The sequence below is a fragment of the Streptomyces sp. WM6372 genome (assembly GCF_001279655.1).
Classification (GTDB): domain Bacteria; phylum Actinomycetota; class Actinomycetes; order Streptomycetales; family Streptomycetaceae; genus Streptomyces.
Genome location: NZ_LGDB01000183.1, coordinates 117,373 through 143,141, shown reverse-complemented (window position 1 = coordinate 143,141; position 25,769 = coordinate 117,373). Strand labels below are relative to the sequence as shown.

Annotated in this window: 27 protein-coding genes, 1 tRNA gene, 2 pseudogenes and 1 riboswitch; of the genes and pseudogenes, 17 read left to right on the top strand and 13 right to left on the bottom strand. The window is 71.6% G+C overall.

Annotated elements, in window-relative coordinates; genetic code table 11:
- Positions 1–81 precede the first annotated feature (81 nt).
- Positions 82–570: a DUF4430 domain-containing protein gene (locus ADK52_RS18250; protein ID WP_053690885.1), complete on the bottom strand. Its 489-nt coding sequence runs from the start codon at positions 568–570 to the stop codon at positions 82–84.
- A gap of 146 nt (positions 571–716) precedes the next feature.
- A riboswitch (cobalamin riboswitch) is annotated at positions 717–855 on the bottom strand.
- Between the two features lie 226 nt (positions 856–1,081).
- Between ADK52_RS18250 and ADK52_RS18245 the strand changes: the two genes are divergently transcribed.
- Positions 1,082–1,585 carry a hypothetical protein gene (locus ADK52_RS18245; protein WP_053690884.1) on the top strand — a complete coding sequence of 168 codons (504 nt, stop codon included), beginning with the start codon at positions 1,082–1,084 and terminating at the stop codon, positions 1,583–1,585.
- Positions 1,586–1,681: 96 nt separating this feature from the next.
- Here the strand turns inward: ADK52_RS18245 and ADK52_RS18240 are convergent, their stop codons facing one another.
- A complete protein-coding gene (locus ADK52_RS18240) occupies positions 1,682–2,095 on the bottom strand; it encodes a hypothetical protein (RefSeq protein ID WP_159045975.1) in 414 nt (137 codons plus the stop codon).
- A gap of 141 nt (positions 2,096–2,236) precedes the next feature.
- Here ADK52_RS18240 and ADK52_RS18235 point away from each other — a divergent pair, with 141 nt between their 5' ends.
- On the top strand, positions 2,237–2,536 hold the full coding sequence (locus tag ADK52_RS18235) for a hypothetical protein (RefSeq protein ID WP_053690882.1): 300 nt from the start codon (positions 2,237–2,239) through the stop codon (positions 2,534–2,536).
- A 111-nt stretch (positions 2,537–2,647) separates the two neighbouring features.
- A tRNA-Met gene (locus tag ADK52_RS18230) sits at positions 2,648–2,722 on the top strand.
- 102 nt (positions 2,723–2,824) lie between these two features.
- Here the strand turns inward: ADK52_RS18230 and ADK52_RS18225 are convergent.
- The gene (locus ADK52_RS18225; protein WP_053690881.1) at positions 2,825–3,880 is read right to left on the bottom strand and encodes an AraC family transcriptional regulator; all 1,056 of its coding nucleotides are present in this window, start codon (positions 3,878–3,880) and stop codon (positions 2,825–2,827) included.
- Positions 3,881–4,097: 217 nt separating this feature from the next.
- Between ADK52_RS18225 and ADK52_RS18220 the strand changes: the two genes are divergently transcribed.
- Both ADK52_RS18220 and ADK52_RS40215 read left to right on the top strand, forming a co-directional pair.
- On the top strand, positions 4,098–4,874 hold the full coding sequence (locus ADK52_RS18220) for a type 1 glutamine amidotransferase domain-containing protein (protein WP_053690880.1): 777 nt from the start codon (positions 4,098–4,100) through the stop codon (positions 4,872–4,874).
- A 78-nt stretch (positions 4,875–4,952) separates the two neighbouring features.
- Positions 4,953–7,085: a membrane dipeptidase gene (locus ADK52_RS40215; RefSeq protein ID WP_107090105.1), complete on the top strand. Its 2,133-nt coding sequence runs from the start codon at positions 4,953–4,955 to the stop codon at positions 7,083–7,085.
- Here ADK52_RS40215 and ADK52_RS18210 read toward each other — a convergent pair.
- Positions 7,082–8,911, bottom strand: a complete 1,830-nt coding sequence (locus ADK52_RS18210; RefSeq protein WP_078988421.1) for a glycoside hydrolase family 15 protein — start codon at positions 8,909–8,911, stop codon at positions 7,082–7,084. The genes ADK52_RS40215 and ADK52_RS18210 overlap by 4 nt on opposite strands.
- A 244-nt stretch (positions 8,912–9,155) precedes the next feature.
- Here ADK52_RS18210 and ADK52_RS18205 point away from each other — a divergent pair, with 244 nt between their 5' ends.
- On the top strand, positions 9,156–9,713 hold the full coding sequence (locus ADK52_RS18205) for a TetR/AcrR family transcriptional regulator (RefSeq protein WP_053690877.1): 558 nt from the start codon (positions 9,156–9,158) through the stop codon (positions 9,711–9,713).
- Positions 9,714–9,772: 59 nt separating this feature from the next.
- On the opposite strand, the gene ADK52_RS18200 is transcribed toward ADK52_RS18205, so the two are convergent.
- A complete protein-coding gene (locus ADK52_RS18200) occupies positions 9,773–10,789 on the bottom strand; it encodes an alcohol dehydrogenase (protein ID WP_053690876.1) in 1,017 nt (338 codons plus the stop codon).
- Positions 10,790–11,080: 291 nt separating this feature from the next.
- Between ADK52_RS18200 and ADK52_RS18195 the strand changes: the two genes are divergently transcribed.
- On the top strand, positions 11,081–12,550 hold the full coding sequence (locus ADK52_RS18195) for an APC family permease (protein ID WP_053690949.1): 1,470 nt from the start codon (positions 11,081–11,083) through the stop codon (positions 12,548–12,550).
- Positions 12,551–12,618: 68 nt separating this feature from the next.
- On the opposite strand, the gene ADK52_RS18190 is transcribed toward ADK52_RS18195, so the two are convergent.
- Positions 12,619–13,128, bottom strand: a complete 510-nt coding sequence (locus ADK52_RS18190) for a GNAT family N-acetyltransferase (protein WP_053690875.1) — start codon at positions 13,126–13,128, stop codon at positions 12,619–12,621.
- A 359-nt stretch (positions 13,129–13,487) separates the two neighbouring features.
- Between ADK52_RS18190 and ADK52_RS18185 the strand changes: the two genes are divergently transcribed.
- Entirely contained in the window at positions 13,488–13,706 is a 219-nt protein-coding gene (locus tag ADK52_RS18185; protein WP_159045974.1) for a hypothetical protein, read from the top strand.
- Positions 13,707–13,891: 185 nt separating this feature from the next.
- On the top strand, positions 13,892–14,848 hold the full coding sequence (locus ADK52_RS18180) for a hypothetical protein (RefSeq protein ID WP_053690873.1): 957 nt from the start codon (positions 13,892–13,894) through the stop codon (positions 14,846–14,848).
- A 120-nt stretch (positions 14,849–14,968) separates the two neighbouring features.
- Here ADK52_RS18180 and ADK52_RS18175 read toward each other — a convergent pair whose 3' ends face one another.
- Positions 14,969–15,373 carry a cupin domain-containing protein gene (locus ADK52_RS18175; RefSeq protein WP_053690872.1) on the bottom strand — a complete coding sequence of 135 codons (405 nt, stop codon included), beginning with the start codon at positions 15,371–15,373 and terminating at the stop codon, positions 14,969–14,971.
- Positions 15,374–15,631: 258 nt separating this feature from the next.
- On the opposite strand from ADK52_RS18175, the gene ADK52_RS18170 reads away from it, so the two are divergent.
- On the top strand, positions 15,632–16,300 hold the full coding sequence (locus tag ADK52_RS18170; RefSeq protein WP_053690871.1) for a TetR/AcrR family transcriptional regulator: 669 nt from the start codon (positions 15,632–15,634) through the stop codon (positions 16,298–16,300).
- 5 nt (positions 16,301–16,305) lie between these two features.
- Here ADK52_RS18170 and ADK52_RS18165 read toward each other — a convergent pair whose 3' ends face one another.
- Positions 16,306–16,515 (bottom strand): hypothetical protein, encoded by a 210-nt coding sequence (locus ADK52_RS18165; protein ID WP_053690870.1) that lies wholly within the window; start codon positions 16,513–16,515, stop codon positions 16,306–16,308.
- Between the two features lie 659 nt (positions 16,516–17,174).
- On the opposite strand from ADK52_RS18165, the gene ADK52_RS18160 reads away from it, so the two are divergent.
- Positions 17,175–18,236 (top strand): sporulation protein, encoded by a 1,062-nt coding sequence (locus ADK52_RS18160; RefSeq protein WP_234343957.1) that lies wholly within the window; start codon positions 17,175–17,177, stop codon positions 18,234–18,236.
- 51 nt (positions 18,237–18,287) lie between these two features.
- Here the strand turns inward: ADK52_RS18160 and ADK52_RS18155 are convergent, their stop codons facing one another.
- Both ADK52_RS18155 and ADK52_RS18150 read right to left on the bottom strand, forming a co-directional pair.
- Positions 18,288–18,881, bottom strand: coding sequence for a rhodanese-like domain-containing protein (locus tag ADK52_RS18155; RefSeq protein ID WP_053690869.1), 594 nt, complete (start codon positions 18,879–18,881; stop codon positions 18,288–18,290).
- Between the two features lie 213 nt (positions 18,882–19,094).
- On the bottom strand, positions 19,095–19,574 hold the full coding sequence (locus tag ADK52_RS18150; protein WP_053690868.1) for a hypothetical protein: 480 nt from the start codon (positions 19,572–19,574) through the stop codon (positions 19,095–19,097).
- Positions 19,575–19,631: 57 nt separating this feature from the next.
- Between ADK52_RS18150 and ADK52_RS18145 the strand changes: the two genes are divergently transcribed.
- Entirely contained in the window at positions 19,632–20,213 is a 582-nt protein-coding gene (locus tag ADK52_RS18145) for a TetR/AcrR family transcriptional regulator (RefSeq protein WP_053690867.1), read from the top strand.
- Positions 20,214–20,442: 229 nt separating this feature from the next.
- Positions 20,443–21,222, top strand: coding sequence for an alpha/beta fold hydrolase (locus tag ADK52_RS18140; protein WP_053690866.1), 780 nt, complete (start codon positions 20,443–20,445; stop codon positions 21,220–21,222).
- Between the two features lie 151 nt (positions 21,223–21,373).
- Here the strand turns inward: ADK52_RS18140 and ADK52_RS18135 are convergent, their stop codons facing one another.
- The gene (locus tag ADK52_RS18135; RefSeq protein ID WP_053690865.1) at positions 21,374–22,648 is read right to left on the bottom strand and encodes an MFS transporter; all 1,275 of its coding nucleotides are present in this window, start codon (positions 22,646–22,648) and stop codon (positions 21,374–21,376) included.
- 149 nt (positions 22,649–22,797) lie between these two features.
- Between ADK52_RS18135 and ADK52_RS18130 the strand changes: the two genes are divergently transcribed.
- Positions 22,798–23,304 (top strand): MarR family winged helix-turn-helix transcriptional regulator, encoded by a 507-nt coding sequence (locus tag ADK52_RS18130; RefSeq protein WP_053690947.1) that lies wholly within the window; start codon positions 22,798–22,800, stop codon positions 23,302–23,304.
- 223 nt (positions 23,305–23,527) lie between these two features.
- On the opposite strand, the pseudogene ADK52_RS45060 reads toward ADK52_RS18130, so the two are convergent.
- Positions 23,528–23,741: pseudogene (locus ADK52_RS45060) on the bottom strand (FAD-dependent oxidoreductase); the annotation flags it as partial.
- On the opposite strand from ADK52_RS45060, the pseudogene ADK52_RS44805 reads away from it, so the two are divergent.
- Positions 23,738–24,064: pseudogene (locus ADK52_RS44805) on the top strand (hypothetical protein); the annotation flags it as partial. The pseudogenes ADK52_RS45060 and ADK52_RS44805 sit on opposite strands and share 4 nt — an antisense overlap.
- Positions 24,061–24,564: a DUF6042 family protein gene (locus ADK52_RS18125; RefSeq protein WP_159045972.1), complete on the top strand. Its 504-nt coding sequence runs from the start codon at positions 24,061–24,063 to the stop codon at positions 24,562–24,564. The pseudogene ADK52_RS44805 and the gene ADK52_RS18125, both read left to right, overlap by 4 nt.
- Before the next feature lie 37 nt (positions 24,565–24,601).
- Here the strand turns inward: ADK52_RS18125 and ADK52_RS18120 are convergent, their stop codons facing one another.
- Positions 24,602–24,976, bottom strand: coding sequence for a VOC family protein (locus ADK52_RS18120; protein ID WP_053690946.1), 375 nt, complete (start codon positions 24,974–24,976; stop codon positions 24,602–24,604).
- A gap of 279 nt (positions 24,977–25,255) precedes the next feature.
- Here ADK52_RS18120 and ADK52_RS18115 point away from each other — a divergent pair, with 279 nt between their 5' ends.
- On the top strand, positions 25,256–25,768 hold the full coding sequence (locus ADK52_RS18115; protein WP_053690863.1) for a hypothetical protein: 513 nt from the start codon (positions 25,256–25,258) through the stop codon (positions 25,766–25,768).
- Position 25,769 lies beyond the last annotated feature (1 nt).

Below are 25,769 nucleotides of genomic sequence, written 5' to 3'. Positions count from 1 at the left end.
TCTCCTGATGTTCCGGCCCGCCCGCCCGCGTCCCCGTCAGGCGGGGGTGTTCGGATGCGCCTTCCCGCTGGGAGGGCGGTCTTAGAAGGCGGTCCAGGTGAAGGCGACCTGGTCGCCGGCGTTGAGCTTGAACTGGCAGCCGCCGACCGGGGTCGGGGTGCCGTTGACGGATATGCTCCAGTAGGCGGAGCCGCCGCCGCTGACGTTCTTGATCGTGTCGACGGAGAAGTCGTCGAACGAGGCGTACCAGGTGCCGTCCCAGCTGAAGTAGTGCGTCTTCGCCGCGTCGTCCAGGGCGGCGGTCGGCGTGGGCACGGCGCTCGGGTTGGCCGAGCCGTTGGTCCCGTCGCACTTGTGCGTGCCGCCGGTGACCGTGGTGACGTCGTGGCCCTTGGTCTTGATCTTCCCCTTGAACAGCAGACCGCTCGGGCCCTGCACCGTGAGGTTGACCTTCACCGGGGCGTTCGTGTTCGGAACCGGCTTGGCGTGGGCGACCGCAGGCGCGGTGGCGAGCGCGAGCCCCAGGGCGGCGGACGTGACGAGGGTGCGGCGGACGAGGTTCGGGCGCATGAATTGCCTTTCGAGCCGGACGGGCACGCAGAGCTGCCCTGTCCGCCACGGCATCCGCCACTGGTGCCACGACCCCGCCACGGCGGGATCCGGCTGGATGGTGAGCCGGCGGCTCAAGGCTTCGCGCTGCAGACCATGACAGTGGGAAGCGGTACGAACCGCGTGCTGGGCTCTCCGACTCGGAGCACGGACGCGCTCCACACGGTTGCAGGTCAGCGCCGGATTCCCACCGACTTCCCCCAGGTCACACGGCGATTCAGTTGTCGCCCGATGCGGACCGGGCAGACGCATCGTACGGTCGTGACAGCGTGGTGACCAGTGGCCACTTTCCGGGGCGACGCGTCGCCGTCGAGATCGGACCGTCGCGGCACGAGCGGCATCAGGCCGCGCCGATACCGCGGCACGAGCGCCGCGAACCGGGCATGATCCACTGGACACCCACCGCCGGGGCACCTCGCGGAACCGTTCCCCGGAGATGCCGGGCCCCGATCGACACACCGGAGAATCGGCCGTGACCGGCATCGAATTCCTAGCCTCCTTCATCAGGACCGGGCGCCTGCACGGCATCGGCATCGGTTCCACCCTCGCCGAGGTCGGCCGGGCCCTGCCGTACCGCTGCGTCGACGTCGTCGATGAGGGCGGCGCGTCGCTCCGCCGCGACTACGGCTTCGTCGAGTTCTACTTCAACCCCGGGAGCGAGTGGGTGATGTCCGGCGGGTCGATCGAGCTGCACCGCCTCGCGAACGCCCCGGGGCGGGCGGCCCGATGGGGCGCGGGCACGGGCGTCGACTTCACCCCGTACACCGCCTGGGCGGACGTACGGGAGGCGCTCTCCGAGCTCCCTGCTGCCCCGGAACTCACGGTCACCGCCCAGGGCGGGTTCCTGGAGTACCGGGCGGAGACGTCCTGCGTCTCCCTCCTCGTCGTGGACGACGAGGAGGAGCGGAGGGGCCGTCACGTGGGGCACGGGGACCTGTGGAGTGCCGGCCTGTGGGCGCCCGTACGGCCGAACTGACCGTTCTGGGGAATCCTTCGAAGACCCCGGCGCGTTGACCGCTCGCGCGCAACCACGGCAGGCCGAGGCGCAGGATGTACGTGCCGGTGCTGTCGGTCAGGGCATCTCGTCGGGGTCGCAACTCGCCCGGCGCAGCCCGATCGTGCGCAGGGCCCGCATCAGGGCTTCGGAGTCTCCCTCGCGCACGACGTGGACGGCGCCCTCGACCGCAAGGCCGGACACGGCACGGGGCATGCGGTCGGCGGCCGTCCGCAGCACCACCCCGCTCGGCGGGTCCAGGGATCGCACCCCGCGGAACACGCTCAGGATGTCCGGGTCCGCGTCGAGGCTGTCGAGCCCGGCGGGCAGGGACAGGACGGTGATGTCGGGCAGCAGGAGGCGGGCGTGCGCGAGGGCGACGGCGGGGTCGTGGGCATGTGACAGAACCCGGAAGTGCGGATTGCGCTGGATGCCCGCGCGCAGGAGCTCCAGCTGCTCGCCGTCCGGCACGCCGACCACCAAAACCGTCATCACCTGTTCCATCCTGCGTTCCGGCACGCCGTGACGCGACCCGGGGCGCACGTGCACACGGCGGCGACCGCTCCCGATCCGCCCGGGCCGGCGCCCGCGGGGGCTGCCGGCTGATCGCCCGCGGGCGGCGACACTGGTGCCATGAGCCAGCACCGCTTCCCCGTTGACCTGACCGGCACCGACGACACCGGCGGCACCGCCGGCGCCCCGAGCCATCACCGCAAGCCCCAGTACCGCCACAGCCTCCGGTACGAGAACCCCGCCGGTGAAGCGTGGACCAGCCCCGAGGGGCACACGCGGCGCGCTCCCTCCGGTCTCACCGTCGTGACGTGTTCCTGCGGCCTCGCCACCGAGGCGCTCCCGAGCGATGACGCGCGGCTCGTCTACGAGGAACACCGCAACGTGATCCGCGACGAGACGATGCGCGACGATCTGCGGTAGGCGAGCCGGGCCCCCGGTCCTCCTCACGGGACTGCCCGTCCAGGCACCCCCGGAGCGGCCGGGCAGCACGCCGAGCGAAAACTGGTCGAATGCGGCAGGACAGTGCCGTAGGGTGGGGTTCACCGACGCCGGTAGCTCGCTGGGCTCATAACCCAGAGGTCGCAGGTTCAAATCCTGTCCCCGCTACTACCCGGAAGGGCCCGGATCCTCACAGGATCCGGGCCCTTCCGTCGTACGGAGGCGCTGTGGCCCCGGGGCGTGACGGGGACCCGCCCGCGGTGACGCCCGTCACCCGCTGCCGGCTCCGTCCCGGTTGTGGGCCGCGGGCCCGTACCGGCCCCGGTACGCCCCGGGAGGCATGCCCTCCCACCGGGTAAAGGCGCGGACCAGGGCCGTCGCCCCGCTCAGGCCGACGAGGGGGGCGATCCGGTCCAGCGGCAGGGGCGTGCTCTCCAGCAGCCGCCTGGCCCGGCCGTGGCGGGCGGTGTCGAGGAGCGCGCGCCACGAGGTGCCCTCCGCGTGCAGGGCCCTGCGCAGGGTCCGGACGCTGAGGTGGAGCTCCTTGGCGGGGCCCTCGGGGCCCGCGTCCTCCAGCGTGGCGTGCTCCAGCCACCGCCGCACGCGCTCGGCCACGGGCGCGGGCGCGGACAGCTGGTGCAGGAGCCGGTCGGCGTAGGCCCGGTGCAGGGCGTTGAGCGTCGGGTCGTAGAGGGGGCGGCGCCGGTCGAGGTCCTCGTTGGCGACCGTGATCGCGTTCTCCCGGGCGTCGAAGGTGACGGGGCAGCCCAGAACGCGGGCGTAGGGCTCCGCCGATCCCGCACGGGGATGGGCGAACGACACGGACAGGGGCGCCCAGTCGTCCCCGGCGATCCAGCGGGCCGCCCGCACCATGCTGCTGACGATCGCCTCCACCTGCTGGGGGTGCATGGCCGCCGGGTCGACGGTCGGCCGGTAGCGGATCCGGCTGGCGCCGCTGCGGCGGTCCAGGGACACCGTGCCCGCCTGGCTCACCAGGGGGTGGTAGCGCTCGGCCGCCAGAGCGGCGTCCGCGAGGCTGGCGCAGGTGAGGACGAGGTGGCCCATGATGTGCAGGCCTTCGGGCCGGATGCGGTCGCCCACGAGGAGCCCGGTGTGCGGGCCGGCGTCGCGGGCGCCGAGCACGGCGTCCCACAGCGTACGCATCTCACCGAACCCCAGCCGGTCCGTGGGCAGGGCCCAGGACGCGGACCCGACGGACCCGACGGACCCGATGGCCCCGGCGGACCCGACGGTGCCGTCCTCCAAGGCGCGCAGGACGGCGAGGGCGTAGCACGCGGTGACGGAGGGCGGCTCGATGGTGGACACGGCCGCCAGTCAATGCGGGCGCACCGACCCCGTCAACACCGTCCGCGAGGACGGCCGCCGGGGGCGGGTCGGGAGAGTCAACGGATTGGCCGCCGGAGTGAATGACGGCGCCGCGGGCCGCTTCTAGGGTCGGCCTTCGGACCCCGCGGGGGTCAGGGGCCCACGGAGCACCGGGGATGCGAGCTGCCCTGATCGCCACCGCTCAGAGGAGTACGCCGTGATTCTCTTCCTGCTCCCCGCAGGCGACTACGACCCGACCGAGGCGGCGGTTCCCTGGGCCGCACTGCGGGACGCCGGCTTCAAGGTGCGGTTCGCGACCCCGGGCGGGAAGGTCGCGCTCGCCGACCCCAGGCTCACGGACCTCGGCTTCTCCTGGCTGTCGCCCTGGCTGATGACCCGCCGCGCCGAGCTCGCCGCGTACCGGCGCCTCTGCGAGGACCCTTGGTTCCTCGCCCCTTCCTCGTACGCCGATGTCGACCCCGCCGACGTCACGGGCCTCTTCGTACCCGGCGGCCACGCCGCGGGCATGCGGACGCTGCTCGAAGACGCCACCGCCCAGCGACTGTTCGCCCGGGTCTTCACCCGGAACCTGCCGGTCGGGGCCGTCTGCCACGGCGTGCTGCTCGCCGCCCGGGCCAAGGATCCCGCCACCGGGCGCTCGGTCCTCCACGGCCGGCGGACCACGGCCTTGACGGCGCTGCTGGAGTTGACCGGGTGGAACCTCACGAGGCTCTGGCTGGGGCGCTACTACCGCACGTACCGCACCACCGTGCAGCAGGAGGTCACCGCGGCGCTCGCCGATCCGGGCCACTTCCTCACCGGCCCGCCGCTGCCCGTCCGCGACACCGCCGCCCGCCCCGGACGCGGCTTCGCCGTCAGGGACGGCAACTACGTCTCCGCGCGGTGGCCCGGCGACTGCCACCGCCTGGCGGGGGAGTACCTGGCCCTGGTCCGTGCCCATGAAGCGGAGCGAGCGGTGCGCGGGAACGGCTGATCGGCCCGCTCGCGCCGACCGGCGGCCGGAGACGATCTCCAAGTTGTCATGAACGCATCGTGAGAGGGAGGGATGGCGATGAACCGACGAAGAGTCTTCGGACGGAGCCGGTACCTGTTGATCGGCCTGGTCCTCGCACTGGCGGCACTGTTACTCGGTCCGGCGACCGCCGGCGCGGCGGCAGGCCCGCAGTGGTGGGAGCCCGTCGCACGCCCGGCCCCTGACTCGCAGATCAACGTCACAGGCGAGCCGTTCAGGGGGACCGACGCCCGGGGCCGGGTCCGCGGATACGTCGACGCGCACGTCCACCTGATGTCCAACGAGGGCTTCGGAGGACGGCTGGTCTGCGGAAAGGTCTTCTCCACGGCGGGGGTGGCGGACGCCCTCAAGGACTGCCCCGAGCACTACCCGAACGGCGTCCTCGCCCTCTTCGACATGATCACCAAGGGCGGCGACGGCCTGCACGACCCGAACGGCTGGCCGACGTTCCGCGACTGGCCGGCCCACGACTCCGCCACCCACCAGCAGACCTACTACGCCTGGGTGGAGCGGGCCTGGCGGGGCGGCCAGCGGATCCTGGTGAACGACATGGTCACCAACGGAGTCATCTGCTCGCTCTACTTCTTCAAGGACCGCGGCTGCGACGAGATGACCGCGATCAGGCTCCAGATCCAGAAGACGTACGAACTCCAGGACTACGTCGACGCCATGTACGGCGGCGCAGGCAAGGGCTGGTTCCGGGTCGTCACCGAGCCCGACCAGGCCCGCAAGGTCATCCAGGAGGGCAAGCTCGCCGTCGTCCTCGGGGTGGAGACCTCCGAACCGTTCGGCTGCAAGCAGGTGCTGGACAGTGCCCGCTGCACGATGGCGGACATCGACCGCGGCCTGGACGAACTGCACCGCCTGGGCGTGCGCAGCATGTTCCTCTGCCACAAGTTCGACAACGCCCTGTGCGGCGTCCGGTTCGACTCGGGCACCCAGGGCATGGCCATCAACGCCGGCCAGTTCCTGTCGACCGGCACCTTCTGGAGCACCGAGGCGTGCCCCGGCCCCGAGCACGACAACCCGATCGGCTTCGGGCTCGCCGCAGGCCCGGCCGCGGCCGAGGGCCAGGAGGAAGCGGGCGCCACCGCGACCGCCGTGAGCACCGCCGCCGCCGGGGCAAAGGAGGAGGCGGAGGCACGGGCCCGGATCCGGGACGCCCTGCCGGAAGGGGTCGAACTGCCGCGGTACGCCGGCTCCCTACAGGCGGCGCAGTGCAACCGCCGGGGCCTGACCGCCCTGGGCGAGTACGCGGTGCTGGGCATGATGAAGCGCAGCATGATGCTGGAGATCGACCACATGAGCGTCAAGGCGGCGAACCAGGCGCTGCGCGTGCTCGAAGGCGAGCAGTACGCCGGCGCCCTGTCCACCCACGGCTGGATGGACGACAACTGGACCGAACGGGTCTACCGCCTGGGCGGCTTCATCACCGGCCACATGTACGAGGCGCCCGCGTTCACCGCCGAGGCGCGCAGGCACGCCGCCCTGCGCGCCGAGTACGGCGCCGGGTACGGGATCGGCACCGACATGAACGGCTTCGCCTGGCTGCCCGGAGCCCGGGCCGCGGCCGGCGACCCCGTGCACTACCCGTTCCGCAGCCCCGACGGCGGTTCGGTCCTCGACCGTCAGGTGACCGGCGACCGTGTCTGGGACGTCAACACCGACGGCGGCGGTGCCCACTACGGCCTCGTACCCGACTGGATCGAGGACATCCGCGTCACCGGCGGCCAGGACGTGGTGGACGAGCTCATGCAGGGCGCCGAGGGCTACCTGCGGACCTGGGAACGCAGCCGCGGCCACACCACGCCCTACACCCCGCTCGTCCGCGGCTACCGCCCCCACTACGGCCACCTCGCCTCCCCGCGCCCCCTGCCCGGCGACTTCACCCACGAGGCGGTCTGGAAGGTACTGAGGGATCCCGCGCCCGGTACGGTCCGGCTCTACGAGTGCAAGGCGGCCAACCACTCGCTGCTGACGCCCGACCCGGGATGCGAGGGCCAGCAGCCCCTCGGCCCGGTCGGATACGTGTACACCACCGCGGTGCCCGGATCGGTGCCCCTCTACCGGTGCTACATCCCGTCCGTCTTCGACCACTTCGTATCCAACAGGCCCGACTGCGAAGGCCCGTACACCCGGGAAGGACTGCTCGGCTACGTCATGCCGGCCTAGCCGAGGGCCCGGTCGAGGTTGAACGCCGCGCTGATCAACGAGAGATGGGTGAAGGCCTGCGGGAAGTTGCCGAGCTGTTCGCCGGTCAGGCCGATCTCCTCGGCGTAGAGGCCGACGTGGTTCGCGTAGGTGAGCATCTTCTCGAAGGCGAGCCGCGCCTCCTCCAGCCGTCCGGCGCGGGTGAGCGCCTCGACGTACCAGAAGGAGCAGATCGAGAAGGTGCCCTCGGCTCCCCTCAGGCCGTCCGGGCTGGCTTCGGGGTCGTAGCGGTAGACCAGCGAGTCGGACACCAGCTCCGCGGTGAGCGCGTCCAGGGTGGAGAGCCATTTGGGGTCGGTGGGGGAGATGAACTTGGCCATCGGCATCATCAGCACCGAGGCGTCGAGCACGAGGTCGTCGAGGTGCTGGACGAACGCCCCTCGCTCGGGGGACCAGCCGCGCTGCATGATCTGCCGGTAGATCGCGTCACGGCTGCGCTGCCAGCGGGGGAGGTCCGCGGGCAGGCCCCGCCGGTTCGCCATCCGGATGGCCCGCTCGATCGCCACCCAGCACATCAACCGGGAGTACACGAAGTTCTTTCGTCCCCCGCGGGTTTCCCACACCCCGTCGTCGGGCTGGTCCCAGTGGTCGCAGAGCCAGTCCACCAGTACGCCGAGCTCCTCCCACCGGTCGCTGCTGATGGGCTGGCCCCACTTGTCGTAGAGATACACGGAGTCGATGAGCGCTCCGTAGATGTCCAGCTGGAGCTGCCCGGTCGCGGCGTTCCCCACCCGCACCGGGGCGGACCCCAAGTAGCCCTCCAGGTGGGGCAGTACCTGCTCGGGCAGCTCGCCGCGCCCGTCGATCCCGTACATGATCTGCAGTGGGCCGGCGGGGCCGCTGCCCCGCATGATGCCCCGCTCGGACAGGAAGCGCATGAACGCCTCGGCCTCGCCGGTGAAGCCCAGTCTGAGCATGGCGTAGACGCAGAACGCGGCGTCGCGGACCCATACGAAACGGTAGTCCCAGTTGCGTTCGCCGCCGATCTGCTCGGGCAGGCTGGTCGTCGGGGCGGCCACGATCGCACCGGTCGGGGCGTACGTGAGCAGCTTCAGCACGAGAGCCGAGCGGTGCACCATCTCCCGCCACCGTCCGTGGTAGCGCGAGCCGGCCAGCCAGTCGCGCCAGAACCTGACCGTCGTCTCGAACTGCTGCTCGGCCTCGGCCTGGGGGCAGGCCCGCGGGATGACGTCGTCGACGACCGGGTCGAGGGCGAACACCGCCGACTCGCCCTCCAAGAGCTTGAAGCCGGATCGTGCGTCGAGTCCGTCGCACTCCAGCGGCGCGGTGGAGGTCAGCGCCAACGACAGGCTCCCGGAACGGAAGACCACGGTGTGGGCGCCCCGCGCCTGTGCGGAGTGCGGTGCGGCGCCGTACCCGAAGCGGGGAGCCACGTGCGCCGTGAAGGGAAGCGATCCCCGTACGCAGATCACCCGGCGGATCAGCCGGTGCGGGGCTTGCGCGTCCGAGTCGTCGGCGACCGGCATGAAGTCCTGGATCTCGGCCACCCCGTCGGAGGCGAAGAACCGCGTGATGAGAACGTTCGTGTCGGGAAAGTAGAACTGCCGGGTCCGCGTCGGCACGTCGGCGGCGAGTTCGAACGACCCGCCCCGGTCCGCGTCCAGAATGGAGGCGAACACGCTCGGTGAGTCGAAGCGCGGGCAGCAGTACCAGTCGATGGTGCCGTTCGTGCCCACGAGCGCCGCGCTGTGAAGATCCCCGATGAGGCCGTGGTCTGCGATCGGCAGATAGGACGAGAGGCCCGTTCGTCCGAATCCGGCGTTCACGATACCGGCCTCCCTACGGCGGCAGGGCGCATGGTGCGTACTCGTGATGGTAGGACTTCCCGGCCACGGCTGCCATCGCGTCCGGCGGCGCCGCGGCCTCCCCCGCAGGCGGCGCGGCCCTCTCGCGTCGGCCTGGCCCGACCACCCGGAAGGCGCCGACCCGGCCCGGCCCTGCTAAGGTTTTATGTTCTAAGATGGTTGGTCATATTGCGACGAGGGGGTGCTCCCGATGGGCAGGAGGAGCATGCGCGAGGAGATCGTCGAGGCGGCGGTCGACCGGTTCCATGCCCGCGGGTTCAACGGGGCGGGCGTCAAGGACATCACCGACGGCGCGGGGGTCCCGAAGGGGTCGTTCTACAACCACTTCGAGAGCAAGGAAGCGCTGGCCGTGGTGGCCCTGGAGCGGTACGGCGAGAGCCGCCGGCTCCACGAGCTCACCGATGCGTCCGTCGATCCGCTGCTGCGGCTGCGGCGGCACTTCGAATTCCTCCGTGATGAGAACACCGGCCGGGACTTCGCCCGCGGCTGCCTCCTGGGAGGCCTCGGCACGGAGATGGCCGATCACAGCGACCTCATCCGCGAGGCGGTACGAACCGGCCTGGCGAGCTGGGAGCAGGCGCTCACGGCCCCGATCGCAGAGGCTCAGGAGTCGGGCAGGGTCACGGCGGCCACGGACCCGCGCACGCTCGCCCGGTTCATTCTGAACGCCTGGGAGGGGACGCTCATCTCCACCCGGGCCGACCGTTCGGAAGACTCCTACGAGGTGTTCTTCGACGCGGTGTTCGGCACGCTGCTCGCCTGATGCCACCGCCTGCCTGACACCAGCGCACCGCATGCGAACGCGATGCCGCCGGGGTCGAGTCAGAGCGCCACATGCAGCACGACACGGAAACGGGCTTCGCCGGACATCATGCGCTCGTAGGCCTGGGGAGCCTGGGAGAGCGGCATGACCTCGGTCATGGGACGGACGTCCCGGTCCGCGGCGAACCGGAGGTTGTCCTCGTTCTCGATGGAGCTGCCGGTCAGGCTTCCGCTGACCGTCCGGGTGCCGAAGATCAGGTCACTGGTCTGCACCTGGATCGGATCGGGGGCGGCCCCGAGCACCACCATGCGGCCGCGCGGCGCCAGCCCGGAGACCAGCGGCGACATCGAGGCACCGCTCGCGGCGGTCGCGACGATCGCGGCCGCCCCGCCGAGCCGCCGCAGCGCCTCGCCCGGGTCCTCCGCGGAACTGTCGATGTAGTGGTCGGCGCCGAGCCGCTCGGCCAGCTCCGCCTTGTCGGTGCCCCGGGCGATCGCGGCGACGCGGAACCCGAGCCTGTTCGCGTACTGCACGCCCAGGTGTCCGAGGCCGCCGATCCCCTGTACGGCGACCAGTGCGCCGGGGGCGCCGTCGGCCTGCCGAAGCGCGCTGAAGACCGTCAGTCCCGCGCACAGGAGCGGCGCCGCGTCGACCGTGCTCAGCTTCTCCGGGATCCGTACGAGGCCGCTGGCCCTGGTGACCAGCACCTCCGCGTAGCCGCCGTCGATGTCACTGCCCGTCTGAGGCTGATCGGCGCAGTTGACGAAGTCGCCGCGCCGACAGAAGTCGCACACTCCGCAGTGGCCGTTCAGGTAACCCACGCCCACGCGCTCGCCGACCCGCCACGTCGTCACCCCGGGGCCGACCGCGTCGATCACGCCGACGACCTCGTGCCCGGGAACCACCGGCCTGGACGGGTCGGGCCGCATCCCCTCGGCGGCCAGGACATCGGAGTGGCAGACCCCGCAGGCCTCGACGCGCAGGCGCACGTGCCCCGGCGGCGGCTCCGGAGTCTCGCGCTCCACCCACGCGAACTTCCGTGACCCCGTGACCTCGAACGCTCGGTATGTGGACATGTCATTCCCTCGTGTGGGTGGATCGGGCGGGCAAAATGACCGGTCGTCTCGGTTCCATGATGATCGGTCGTCTTGATCCCAGTCAAGCGCCCGGGCCCTGGTCACCGGGGCCTGGTGGAACGGCCGCTCGCCGCCGGGGCGGGGCGCGAACTTCTCGGCCTCCGCACGGCCGGTCGCGCGAGCCGAACGGGAGGCGGCTGCGCAAGATGGTGCACGTGCTGCACTGAACGGTCCCGCGGTCCGCCGTGTGCCTCGGGCATGGGCGGGGCCTTGGAAGGTGAGGTGGACACGGTGGTGGAGTCTTCGTCCGGTGCCCAAGGCGATGCGGCGTCCGTCGAGGCCGGGGGCTACCGGCAGGAGCTGAAGCGGACGCTCGGCTCCTTCCAGGTGTTCGCGATCTCGTTCGCCTTCATCTCGGTGGCGGTCGGCATCTTCGCGACCTTCGACGAAGTCCTGCAGACCGCCGGGCCGGTCGGGATCTGGTTGTGGATCGTCGCAGCGGTGGGACAGACCCTCGTGGCGTTGGTGGTCGCCCAGTTCGCGGCCCGCATTCCGCTCAGCGGCTCCTCCTACCAATGGGCCTCGCGGCTGGCCACCCCGAAGATCGGCTGGTGGTTCGGGTGGCTGACCTTCTGTTACCTGGCGATCGGCGTGGTGGCGGTCGACAACGCGCTCGCGAGCCAGGCGTTCATGCCGCTCGCCGGCATCGCACCGGACGAGGACACCGCGCGCCTGATCACACTCGTGGTGCTGCTCGTCCAGACCGTGCTGGCCGAGGCCTCCACGCGCATCGTCAGCCTGATCAACACCGTCGCGGTGGGGCTCGAACTGGCGCTCGTCGTGGTGGTGGCGATCGCGCTCGTCATCGCCGTCGCGGTCACGGGCGACGGCGCGGTCGGCAACCTGACCTCGCGGGGCGTCGTCGAACGCGCCCCCGACTACTTCGCGGTCGGCGGCGGCCTGATGCTTGCGATGATCATGGGACTCGCCACACTCGTCGGCTTCGACTCGGCGGCGAACCTGGCCGAGGAGGCCAAGGATCCGTTCCGCACCGTCCCGCGCGCGATCGTGGGATCGGTCGTGGCGGCCGGCGTCCTGGGAATGCTGTTCCTGATCACACTCACCATCGCGATCGACGACATCCCCCGCATCGGCGCCGACGGCTCACCGGTCGCGGCCATCATGCGTGACCAGCTCGGTCCGGCGACGGAAAAGACCCTGCTGGCCGCCATCACCATCGCGTTCTTCGGCGCCGGGATCGTGGTGATGGTCGCGTGCTCGCGCCTCGTCTACGCCATGTCGCGCGACGGGCGCTTCCCCGCCCACCACCTGATGCGGCGGGTGAATCCCCACACGAGGACACCGATCCCCGCCACCGTGCTGGTCTTCGCCCTGGGCATCGTCCTGATGCTGGCGCTGCCGGGCGCCGCGCTGCTGGAACTGGTCACGGCCTCGACCATCCTCCCCGCGGTCACGTACGGCTCGACCATCGTGCTCTACCTGGCGGTACGCAGCCGCCTGAGCCGCCAAAAGGGTGCCTTCGACCTGGGACGCTTCGAACTGCCGGTCGCCATCTGCGCTCTGGGGTGGACGCTCATCGCGCTGTTCGTTCTGGTGACCCCGAACGAGGCGCTCGTCTCCGTCGTGATCGTGGTGGGCCTCCTCCTGCTGGGCGGCCTGTTCTTCCTCGCCATGCTGAGGTTCGACCGCCAGGCCATGGAGACGGAGCCGGCGGGTGTGGCGGGCCCTTCCACCGACTGACCCGAGCGAGACCCCGCCACCCCGGCGAGCCCCCACGACGGCGGTTTCGCCATGACCGTCGCCATGGCTCAGCTGCTTCCGGCCGCCCGCGCCCAGCTCACCGCGTAGTACAGCAGCCGTTCGTCCCCGCCCGCCGGGAGCATGCCGGCCGCCGCCATGACACGCTGCGAGGCCGTGTTCTCCCGGTCGGTGTCGCCCGACACGGAGACCGCTCCGTGAGCACGGGCATGCGCCAGCAGGGCGCGCAGGGCCTCGGCGGCGTAGCCCCGCCCCCGTGCGGCGGGTACCAGTCCGTACCCGACGGTCACCCGGCCCTCCCCGTCCGCAGGGCCGTGGAAGCCCGCGCCGCCGATCAGCAGCCCGTCGGAGCGGCGCTGGATCTCGAACGCCCCGTACGGTGCCGGGTCGCCGGTGTCGGCCAGCACCCGCAGGTACCGTTCGGCCCCGGCCCGGTCCCCGGCATCCGGATACCCCTCGGCCCAGCGGTCGCCCGGAGCCGGTATTCCGGCGGCGAGCCCCCGGGCCCGGTCCGCGTCCAGGGGGAGGAGGACGAGGCGTCGGGTCGGCAGCGGTTCCATCCCCCAGGAGATACCAGCCCCGTCTCGCGCGCCGCACCCGGATTTCCGTCGTCGTCGACAGCTCCCACGACCTCGGAGTGCTCGGACCCAGCGGCGCCGGGGCCGCGGACCACTTCGGACTGCAACCCCTGCTGACCACCCCCTCTCCAAGAGCCTGGCCTCCGTCGGCGGAGTCATCGCCGGACCAGCCGATGTCATCCACTGCTCGACCTCGGCGACCGACTCCACAACGGCCTGAGGGCGCTCGGATACGACACCGGCGCCTCCGTCACCCCCGTCGTCCCCGTCCTCGCCACGGCCGGGAACGGTGCCTGCGCATGTGGCGGGAGCTGCTCCGGGCGGGAGTGTTCACCGCACCCATGACCTATCCCGGCGTCGGAACGGGCCGCGAGGTACTGCGCGTCACGCTGACGGCCGCACACACGGACCAGCAACTGGCCGGCGTGCCGGCCGCGTTCGAGGAGGCCGGGCGGAATGAGGGCCTCATCCCCCGGACCCCGCAGGGCGCACACACCCCGGTCCGGGTCGTACGACCGGCAGGGATCCAGGCCGCCGCGACCACCGCGTCCATCAGCTAGGAACGGACGCGGCGGCGGCCCCGCCACTGCCGTCGGCCCCTCACACGGGGGCGCCGTGAGCGGAACGCGCCTAGGCTGGAAGACGACATCCGTTGGCTCGGCACCGTGCGGCCACGCACGAGTATCCGGGGTGATCGATGAGCAGCGAACGTGGAGCGAGGCCGAGGTCAGGCAGGGGAATCGGCGTGATCGCCGCAGCGGCGACGATGGCCACGGCATGCCTGGTGTCCGGGTACGCGGATGCGGATTCCGCCGCTGCGCCCGCGGCCGGTACCTGCCCGACCTCGCTGCCCGACAGCTTCTGGCGCGCACCCGTGGACGGGCTTCCCGTCCACCCGAAGTCCGCCCAGTACGTCTCCTCGATCGGCGCTTCGGAGCCCCTGCACCCGGACTTCGGGTCGGGGCTCGTCGACGGTCTGCCCTTCGGCATCCCGATCACCGTCACGGACGCGGCGGTGCCGGAGTCGAAGGTCACGCTGGACTACGCGCAGGAGAGCGACGCTTCCGGGTACCGGATTCCGCAGGACGCCCGGGTCGAGAACGGTCCGGCCAGCGACGGCGACCGGCACGTCATCGTCTGGGACCGCGATCTGTGCACGTCGTACGAGCTCTGGAACGCACAGCACGAGAGCGGCAACGCCTGGCACGCCGGGTCGGGCGCGGTCTTCGATCTGCGGAGCAACGCGCTGCGTCCCGACGGGCGGACGTCGGCCGATGCCGCGGGCCTCGCCGTCCTCCCCGGCCTGGTGCGCCACGACGAAGCGGCGGCCGGGCACATCGACCATGCGATCCGGATGACCGTGCCCCGCTCGGACCAGAGCCACGTCTGGCCCGCCCGGCACCAGGCCGGCTCTGCGGCGGACCCGTCGCTGCCCCCGATGGGACTGCGGTTGCGGCTCAAGAGCACCGTGGACACCTCGAAGCTCGCCCCGCAGGCCAAGGCGGTCGCCGACGCGCTCAAGAAGTACGGCGTCATCGTCGCGGACAACGGCTCTGCCTGGTACATCTCGGGGGAGGAGAACCCCGGCTGGAACAACTCCCAGCTCGACGGACTCAAGAAGATCAAGGGGTCGGACTTCGAAGCGGTCGACGCCTCAAGCCTCCAGCGGTCCCCCGACTCGGGAGCGGTCGCACCACGGTGATCGTGCAGAGCCATGACCAGACGCCGGCTCCGTCGGGACAAGGAGGGGCCCTGATCGATGCCGGCCGCGTACACGGTCGGGGGTGGCCTCGCCCGTGAAGGCGAGGCCGTGAGGGCTCGGTCAACGCGTGTCGGTACGTTTTTCGAGGCGGGTGCCGTGGCGACGGGTGATCGACATCAGGTCGCTGGGGGCGTCCAGCTCCAGGCGGTGCCAGCGGCCGCGGGGCACGATCACCGCGGTCCCCGGCTGCAACTGCACCATCTCCTCGCTGCCGTCCGGCCCGGCGGGACGGAAGTAGACGCGGACACCGCCGGTCAGGCAGCACACCGCCTCCTCGGCCTGCGGGTGCATCTCCCAGTGGTCGGCGTGGACGTCGGCGTCGGTCTCGACGTGGAACGTCGCGAGCTGCCAGGCGCCGGAGTCGCTGCTCGTCATCCGCCGTTCGGTGGCTCGGACATCACCGTCGGGGTGGATGTGCAGCGCCGAGGCGAACAGGTCGATGGGTGAGAGGGGTGTCGTCGTCATGACGGTGTTCCTTCCAGTCGCTTCTCAGCAGGGGTGGCGGCTCGCGGGGCAGGTGGTTCGGTCCGGTGGCCGTGCCGGTGCGGTGTGCGGCGTGGTGGACAGGGCGACGTTGACCACGGATAGGTCCAGGGCGACGGCGAACCGGGCGACGGCCACGGCTGCCAGCACCACTCCGGGTCGCCATCGCGAGTTTCTGTACACGTAAAGAAACTAGCCCCAAGGGGCCGTTGCTGTCGACACCTGGGGGATGATGGGGACATGCCGCAACCGTCCGCACCGCGCAAGAACCCCGGCCGACCTCCCCGTATCTCCCGCGAGGAGGTCGTCGAGACGGCCCGCCGCATCGTGGACGCGGAAGGCGTGGACCGGCTGACCATGCGGCGACTGGCCACCGAGATCGGCAGCACGCCGATGGCGCTCTACCACCACGTCCGCAACAAGGAAGAACTGCTCCTCCTGCTGCTGGACGACTACGCCGCGCGGACGCTGCGCCGCCCCGAACCGCCCGCCCGGCCGCGCGAGCGGATCGTCGTCGCCGCAGCCGCGATCCACGAGGCGCTCGCCGCCTGCCCGTGGATCGTGGAGGTGCTGACCGCCGACGACCTGATGTCCACTTCCGCCCTGTGGTTCGTCGAGCAGATCGTCGACGGGCTGGTCGTGTGCGGCCTGTCCCCCGAGCGGGCCGTGCACGGGTACCGCGCGATCTGGTACTACACCGCCGGCGAGATCGTGGTCCGCGTGACGGCGGCCCGGCGGCGCGCGGACGCCGACCGTCCCACCTACCGGGATCGGGTCTTCGCCGATCTCGACCCGAGCGAGCTGCCCCGTTTGGCGCAGGTCGCGGACCACTGGTCGCCGCTGACCGCCGAGGACACCTACCTGGACGGGCTCCGAGCCCTGGTGGACGGTCTCCTGGCTCCCCGCTGACCCGCTCAATTCACTGACCGGGCCCGCCGCCGGCGGAGCTCGCCCCTGTGGTCGTCCGCGCCCGTACGCTCTGGCTCCTGGACCGGGCGCAGGACGGCGAGGACGCCCGGCAGGGTGAAGAGCACCGCCGAAACCCAGAGCGGCAGGGCGTCGAAGACCGCCGCACCGGCCGGCGCGGCCGCTGTCGCGAGCAGCCGCGGTAAGTTCCCGCGCACGCGGTGCAGTTGGGAAACCTGCCGGGAAGCCGCCCCGTGTCCCGTACGCGCCTTCGAAACGTCTCGCCGAAACTTCCCCATGGCTCCCACCCGCTCTCGATCCGCTGTCGCCCGACTCTTCCGACTCCAGGAGAGCAAGGGCGGCGCCGGATTGCAGGGCTCACGCGGGGGGCTCACGGATCGCGGCCCGAACCCACGCCAACTCCGTTGCCATACGCTGGAATTGAACGGAACGTGACCGAGTCGGACGGGCGGCGAAAGGGAGCGTGATGGCGACAGGGACGAGGTCGGGGACAGGGACAGGGACGGGGACCGGTAGTGGTACCGGGAACAGGGCGAACACCCACCTGGAGACGCTGATATCCGAAGCGGGCATCAGTCACAAGAGGCTGGCCCACCGGCTGAACCAGATCTGCTCATCGCAAGGACTGTCCACCGAGTACACCCACACCTCCGTGGCGAACTGGTGTCGCAGGGGGATGACACCGAAGTGGCCCGTTCCCCGGCACATCTGCACGGTGCTCACGGAGAGTCTGGGCCGCCCGGTCGACCTTTCGGACATCGGGATGGAGTCCGCGAACGGCGACCGTACCGTCGGACTGGGATTCCCGAGGGAGCAGCAGCAGGCACTTTCCGAAGCAACGTCGTATTGGAGCGCCTTGAACCGACGAGACTTCATCACGACGGCACCGTTCGCCGTCGCCGCGTTCTCCGATCCCGTGACCCGGTGGCTGATCAGTCCGACCGAGCCCGTGGCGAGCCCGAGCGGCCCCACGACGGTGGAGCGCGAGCACATCGAGGAGCTTCGGCAGGCGGCCGAGGCGGCACGGGCCTGGGACTCGCGTTTCGGCGGCGCGGCGTGGAAATCGCAGTCGCTGACCGAATACCTGTATGAGCGGGTCACACCGCTGCTGCGCGGCAGGTACACCGAGCGCGACGGCCGCGACCTGTTCTCGGTGACCGCCGAAATGGCCCGGCTCGCCGGGTGGACGGCCTTCGACGCAGGCCATCACCAGACCGCCCAGCGGCACTACATCCAGGCCCTTCGGCTGGCCAAGGCCGCCGGGGACATCAACCTCGGCTCCTACGTCCTCACGACCATGGCGATGCAGGCGATGATGCGGGGCTTCCCCTCGCAGGCGATCGACATGGCGCAGGGAGCCTGTGAGCGGGTGCCGGGCGCCGATCCCCGCGTGCTGGGATTCGCCAAGCTGATCGAGGCACGGGCCCACGCCCGCGCCGGGGACGCTCGCTCCGCATGCGTCTGCCTGTCCACTGCCGAGGGACTGGAGCAGCAGGGGTCGGCGGAAGGTTGCGGCGAACGCACCTGGATCGAGTTCTTCAACCGGCAGCGGATCGTCACGGACGCCACGGAGATCTTCCGTGACCTCGGCCGCCCGAAGTCGACGTTCGCCTGGCACGCTCTGGGTGCGATGCCCAGTGACGCGTTCGCGAGGTCGCGCGGGATCCGGCTGTCGGTGCTCGCCACGGCGCACGCGCAGCAGGGGGACTGGGAAGCCGGACTGCAGCTCGGACACGAGTCCCTGCAGCTCTTCACCAGGCTCCAGACCGTACGGGGCGGCGACTATCTCGGCATCTTCGCCAGGGCCCTCCGCCAGTGGCGCCACGAGAGGCCGATTGCCGCCTACCTCGCCGAGGTGCGGGCGCTGACCGCCGGATCCGTCAAACGAGCGGTGCGAAGGGCGGACGGGGGTTTCTGACGGGCGGGGAGAGCCGGCCGGGGAACTTCGGCGTACCGGGTGGGGGAGTGGTCACGCGCGGGGATCCTCGGTGCCAACGGACGGGAACGAGCCGTAGTGGTCCAGGGGTGCCTTCCCCCGCTGGTTGAAGGGAAGCCTGCCGAGTACGACCGCCATGCCGCAGGTGTTGCTGAGGGCGGAGAAGACCAGGCCGGCCGCGATCCCCGCGGACAGCAGCCGGAAAGCCGGGTGGACGAGAGGGCCGAGGGCCAGGCCGAGGAGTACGACGGAGCCCGCGGTGAACCGGACCTGGCGCTCCATCGCCCAGACGGCCCGAGGGCGGCCTTCGGGATGGTCGAGCCGGTGTCCCCCGGCCGCCCAGGCGGTGGTGCCGCCGGTAAGGCTCGACGCTTCGATGCCGTGGGAGGCCAGAGCGGCAACGGCGTTCTGCGCCCGGGCCCCGGAGGCGCACACCACCAGCAGGGGCCCGTGCTCGGCGGCCTGCAGGAGATCCGGCAGCGACCGCCCGATGCGGTCGAGGGGGATGTTGACGGCGTCCGGCAGATGACCGGACGCGAACTCGGCCGGAGTGCGGACATCGACGAAGGTCAGTTCGTGGCGGCGGGCGAACGCCTCGCTCACGCTCAGGGCGGCGGAAACACTCATGGCAGATCGCGTTCCTTGGCAGAGGGGGGAAGGGCCTGCGCGGAAGGCCGGAGGCACGTGCGGGGGATCCTAGACACCGCGGTGCCCTCGCGGCCCCGGCCCGGCACGACTGCCACACGGTTGCCATGCTGCGGCAACAACGGACGGCACTCGGTGTACGAGCGCCGTCGGCCGTGGGATCCCCGGCTCGGCGGATCCCGGGCCCGGGATCCGTCAGCGTTCCTTCGGGGCGATGGACATGAGCAGCCGGACGTACGGGGACCAGCGGGCGGGCCGGGCCGGGCGCTCGGCACGGTCGAGGCTGTCCTCCAGCAGTGCGTCGTGCAGCCAGCGGAAAGCCAGCGGCCAGCTCAGCCGGGCGATTCCGGTGACCCGCATCGACAGGGTGTGCCGCAACACCGTGTGCTCGTCGTCGACCGGCAGCACGGCGTACTCGTGGAAGCCGTGGAAGCCGCGAGGGCCGCTGAAGGCGAAGCGGACCCAGGTTCCCGGGACGTACGCGGCGACCGTGTAGCGGACCGGGCCGTGCCCGCCCTTCGCGCCTGCTGACAGCGGGCGGTCGAACTCCATGGGAGACCAGGTCCGGTGCGGCCAGAGCCGGTCGGCCGGCCCGTCGGAGAGCGAGTCGAGGAGGGCGCCGGCCTCGGCGGCCTTCATCGGCAGCAGGCGTTCGTGGACGTTGTGGACGGGCATGGAACTCCTTCAATTGGAGAGCAACCTCTAATTGAAGTGGAGAGTACTCTCTGATTCATGCCGAGACCACCCCGCTTCGGCGTCGACGATCTCCTCGACGCCGCCGTCCTCCTCGCGGCCGCCGGCGGCCCGGCCGCAGTCACTATGTCCGCCGTCGCCCAGGCGGTCGGCGCGCCCAGCGGATCCGTGTACCACCGGTTCCCGGGGCGCCCCGCACTGCTCGCCGAGGTGTGGCTGCGTACCGTCGAGGGCTTCCAGGAGGGCTACCTCGCCGCCCTCGACGGCGACCCCGACCCCCACGGGGCCGCCCGCGCCGGCGCCCGGCACGTAGTGGCCTGGAGCCGGGCCCACCCGCGGGAGGCGGCGCTGCTCCTGTACGGCGCCGAGGAGTTCGGCCGGGCCGGCTGGTCCGAGGGGCACCGGGAACGCGCGGATCGGGGCAACGAGAAGGTGTTCGCGCGCCTCGGCTCGGCCGGCGCGGCCCTCGGCCTGACCGGGCCCGAGGGCCGGGACCGGATCGCCCTGGCCCTGATCGACCTTCCGCTCGCGGTGGTCCGCCGCCACCTGCGCGCAGGCCGCCCGCTGCCCCCGCACGCGGAGGACCTCGCCGAGGAGTCCGCGGCTGCCGTGCTCGGCTGAAGGGTGTTGCAGAGGGCTCGGCTCGTGCGGGGTTGGGCTACCCGGGTTACAACTGATCTGCTGATCTGCGCCGTTGTGAACGGAAACGGGTGGGGTGTATCGGTCGATCCACGACTGGTGTCGCCCGACTGCCGTGCCCGCGCAAGGGGCTTGCACCGGGGGATCGACGGACCTGACCCTGGTGGCTACTCTCGTCTCTCCATCGATCTTGACTGCAGGGGAGCAGACCGTGCGCCATGCCGCCGTGACGCCCGAGGGCGACCGGATCCGCTGGGTCGAGCTGCCGGGGCAGGAGCCATCACGCGTCTACGTGCATGGTTTGGGCGCCACTTCGCCCGCCTACTTCACGGAGGTTGCGGTCCACCCCCTGCTGGCCGGCCGCCGTTCGCTGCTCATCGACCTGCTCGGTCATGGCCTCAGCGACCGGCCGACGGGTTTCGACTACACCCTGGAATCCCACGCGGACGCACTCGCGGTGGCCCTGACCTCCGCCGGTGTCACCGGCGCGGAGCTGATCGCCCACAGCATGGGAGGCTCGGTGGCCATCGTCCTCGCCGCCCGGCATCCACATCTGGTCTCCCGATTGGTCCTGGTCGACGCCAACCTCGACCCGATCCCGCGCCTGCCCGCCGCCAACGGCAGCAGCGGCATCGCCGCGTATTCCGAGCAGGAATTTCTGACGTACGGCTGGGAGGAGGTCCGAGACCGGGCCGGCTCCCACTGGTGGTCCACCATGCGGCTGGCCGGCCGTGAGGCCCTGCACCGCAGCGCGGTCCACCTCGCCCGCGGCACGGTTCCCACCATGCGTGAGCTCCTGCTGGACCTGAAGGTCCCCCGCACCTACCTTCTGCCCGAGGCCGACGGCCCGCTCCCGGGTGCCGACGAACTCGCCGAGGCCGGGGTGTCCGTAGTCGCGATCCCGGACTGCGGACACAACATCATGCTGGACAACCCGGAAGCCTTCGCCCGCGCCGGAGCGGCGGCGCTCGCGGACCGGAACCAGGAATAGCCGGGCCCGCGCCCTGTCCCACACCTCCACCGCACGACGGCGGATCGCAGACCTCCGCCCCCTCACGTCTTCGTGCGGCCCCGGTTCCCATGCGGAGACACGAAGAAGGTGAGGGGGCGGAGGGGGCGGGGGGTTCGCGGCCGGCCGTGGATCAGGAGCCGAGGACCAGGGCCGCGGCGACCGCCGGGCCGAAGGCGCCGCCGAGCTGGTAGCAGAGGGCGAACAGGCCGATGGCGGTGGGCCGCTGGGCTGCGGGGGCGCCGGCCGCGGCGTGCATCGAGAGGCAGGCGTTGGCGCCGGTGGCGGCGAAGACCCCGCCGACGGTGGCCGCCAGCAGGAGCGGGCCCCAGTCGGAGAACGCCGCCGCGGCGGCTGCGAGGGCCCCGACGCCGATCAGGACGGCCAGTACGGCCGGGCGGCCCATCCGGGCCGAGGCCGCGGCGAGCAGCCAGGACAGTGCCGAGCCCACGAGCAGCGCGACCAGCTGGCCGGTCCCGGCGGCTCCGGTGTCCCAGCCGGCCCGGTCTCCGAGCAGCCGCGGCACCGCGAAGAGCAGCGTGAAGTACGAGCCCGACAGGACGAGCGCCAGCAGGCCCGAGGTCAGGAAGACCGGCGTGCGCAGCAGGGCGGCCGGGACGAACCCCTCGGGGCGGCGGCGGATGTGCAGGGCGAGCAGGAGCGCGGCGACGAGAGCCGCGCCGAGTGCGGCCAGCGGGGCGTGGGGGAGTGTGACCAGGGCCGTGGCCAGTACGGTCAGCAGGGCGGCGCCGCGGCCGTCGAAGCGGTTGGACGAGGGTGTGATGGCCCCGGCGTACCGCATCACCGCCGGCACGGCGAGCACCGCGACCACGGACACGGAGAGGGAGAGCCGCCACGAGACGGTGTGCGCGAGCTGTTCGCCGAGGAGCGGGCCGGCCGCGCCGAGCATGCCGAACCCGGCGCTGATGACGCCCATTCGGCGGGCCGTGCCGGCCAGGCTCATCGCCGACGCGACCAGTCCCGCACCGCCCGCGGCCTGGGCGGCCCGGCCGGCCAGGGTGAGCGGGAGCCAGGGGGAGACGGCGACGAGGAGGGTGCCGACGAGGACGAGGGCGGAGGCGAGGCGCAGTACGGGCCGCAGTCCGCTGCGGCGCAGGAGTCCGGCGAGGAGTGGGGTGCCGACGGCCATGGCCCAGGCGAAGGCCGAGACCAGCCAGGACGCGGTGGAGGTGGACACCCCGAGGGAGCGGGCCATGTCCGGGAGGATCAGGACCGGGGCGTTGGCCCCGGCGGCGATGGGGGTGGCGAGCAGCGCGAGCCAGAAGGCGGGGACGGGTCCGCGGGCCGCCACTCGGCCGGGGGCGGCCGGGGCTCCTGGTGTGCGGGTGGCGGATGAGCCGGTGCCGGCACCGATGCCGGCGGCTGTGCTTGCGGGCGCGGTGGTCATGGCGCCGCTCCAATCCATCTGAAGGCTAACAATCTCAACGTTGAGATAAATGAAATCACCAGAAGCCCCTGAACGTCAAGTCTCTTAACGCTGAGGCATCTGGGTTATGCTGGGTCCGTCGCGAGCGAGTGACCGAGACGGAGGACCTGATGGGTGACGCGGTGGACGTGATCGTCGGCCAGTGGGTGGAGGAACGGCCCGACCTGGCGGACGAGCTGTGGCCCATCGAGGTCCTGGCCCGGATCCAGCGGATGAACCGCATCATCGAAAAGCAGCTCAAGGCCTTCGTGGCCGAACGCGACCTCGAGGTCGGCGAGCTGGACATCCTCACGACGCTGCGGCGTTCGGGTTCGCCGTACACACTGACCGCCGGGGCGCTCATCCCGGCCGCGATGGTCACTTCGGGGGCCATCACCAACCGCATCGACCGGATGGAGGCCAAGGGGCTGGTCGAGCGGATCCGAGACGGCAAGGACCGCCGGTCGGTCCGCATCCGCCTGACCGACCGGGGTCGCGAGGTCGCGGAGAAGGTGATGGCGGAACACCTGGATCACTTCGCCTCCCTCCTCGCTCCCCTGGACCGCGACACCTGTGACACGGTGGCCTCGGCGCTGCGTACCCTCCTGGAATCCCACGGGGACACTTCGACCGGCTAGGGCGCTCCGGGCGCTGTGTCAGGTCGCCCCGACATTTCCGGCCACGCCGTGTCCGCACCACCTCCGAGCTGGGACGAAGCCGCACCGGGGCGGCAGTTGGAACCCCTCGCTCCGCCCCGCCGGGGCGCGCCGGCCGTCCGCCCCCCAGTCCGATCCACCCGATGTGGCCGGTTTCGCCCCCACGGAGCCACCGCCATCGACACGATGACCGGGCGCGGTCGGATCAGTTCAACTGTGGTGGGGCCCACTCATGGTGCCGAAGGATCATGCGGGTCGCGGCGGTCGAGGGTGTCAGCCGTATCGCCGTATTTGCGCAGGGCCACGGCCAGCGGGTGGGAGAGCCGGTGGCTCATCCGCCCGGCTTGCCGGGCGGCCTTCGCGACCGCCTGGCTGCGCGGGCGGCGCTCGGCGTCGTAGCGGGCGAGCGCGGCTTCGACAGCGCCTCACCGGCGAGGGCCGCCGCCGCTCACTCGCCCGCTACGCTTGCGCCGTCGAGAGCGTGCGCGACCCGGAGCTGCGCGAGATCCTCGTTCCCCGCGAGGCGCTTGAAGGCCTGGTTGCCGCCGCTCTGCGTTGGTGCCCGCTGTCCGGTTCGGTTCAGCCTCCGCGCACGCGGCTGCGGCATCGACGCGGTCCGGAGGTGCCAGAAGGTGCGCGGGGGCGGGGCGCCCGTCGCAGATCGCGGTGCGTCGCTCCTTCGAGTGATATCCGGCCCGATGGCCCCCGCGGCGAGTGGCCGTGGCCAGACTCGCGATCGTGACCGACTTGAACACCCCCGATCGGGCCGCCGATTTCGCCGAGGGCATGGACGCCAGGACCGCGTGCGTCACGCGCGAGCAGGCCTGCGCGAACGCCCGGCGCGTCCTCGATGCCGCCCGCATGCGTCGCGACCGTGACCGGGCCCTCGGGCGCTTGGCGCCGCAGGTCGAGTTCGTCCTCCGGCGCCTCGAACGTGCACAGCGCGCTCTGCCCGCCGCCGACGGACCGCGGGAGGAGGCCCTGCTGCTGCACTGCGCGGGCAGGTGGGAAGACGGAGAGACCATCCGCACGTCGCTCCGAGCACTGGAGCGGGCCACCGGCTTCCGCGTGGAGGACGTCAGAGAGGCCCTGGACCACCTCGCCGCCACCGGCGATATCGGCATGTCCCGCAGCAACACGCCACCGGGACCGGTCAGTGCGACGAGCGTGCCCGCGTCTGCCGCATTGGTGATCTCACCGGATTGGCACCGCATCAACGACAGGCGCCCACGTCCCCACTGACCGAGGGCCTTTGCGTAACTGCGGTGGGCCGGCGGACTCAGTGGAGGCAGAGGCAGAACGGATGGCCGGCCGGGTCCGCGTAGACCCGCCAGTTGGCCTCCGGGCGGAGTTGGTCCGTCCGCTCCAGCACGGTCGCGCCGAGCGTGAGCGCCCGCTCCTCCTCCCCGTCGAGGTCGTCGACGTCGAAGTCCAGGTGCAGCTGCTGCGGGCGCTCCTGACCGGGCCATGCGGGCGGCTGGTAGCCGTCGACCCGCTGGCAGGCCAGCGGCGTTCCCTCGAATCCGTGCACTTCGACCCAGCCGGGATCCTCCGGGTCCGTGATCACGCGGCCGCCGAGCAGGTCCGCGTAGAACGCCGCGAGTCGTACCGGATCGGCGCAGTCCAGCGCGATCGCCTGCAGCTTTCGGATCACTTCCGGCACCCCTCGTTCCTCCGCCGCTTCCGCGACTCTCCCGTACGGGAGGGACGTACCCGCGGCCCCAGCGACCATGCGCGGTGTCCCCCGTCCGGCTTCGGCTTCCGCTGGAGTCGGCCCGCCATGCACCACGCGTCACACATTTGCTGAAGCGCGGTTCTGGCGCGGAGCCGAGCCATTACCCTCCTGTCCTGCCGTGGCCACACGGCACACGGACGATTCGCGGGGGGCGCAATGGTCTCGGGTGAAGGTTCTTCCGGCAGCAGCAGCAGCGGCATGGCCGGGCAGGTCAGGGTGCGGGAAGTGGTCCGCGAGGTGGTGGCGGAGATCGCGCCGCCGGAGCTGGTCCTGGTGGACGGCCTGGCCCAGTTCGATGACGCGACGGCGGTGCGCCGATTACGGCCACAAGGTGGGCGAAGGGAGCCGCTCGGCTTCGGACTGGGTGAGATGGCGGCACTGGTGACACCGGTGGTGTGGCTCGTACTCGACCAGACCGCGAGGAAGTGCGCGGAGTCCGCGGTGGACGGCACGGTCAGGGGCACCCGGGCTTGGCTCCGCAAGGCGCTGAACAGGACTGCCGAACCGCTGGTCATTCCCCCGTTGACCCCTGGTCAACTCGCCGAGGTGCGCGCGCGTGTGCTGGAAAGCGCGTCCCACCGTGGTCTGACGGTGGAGTGTGCGGAGGCGGTCGCCAACGCGGTCGTGGCCAGGCTGGCGCTCGCCGTGGCGGATCCGGACCCGGAGAGGCCGGCCGACCCGGCTGACGGTGACGCTCCGGACGAGAGCTGAC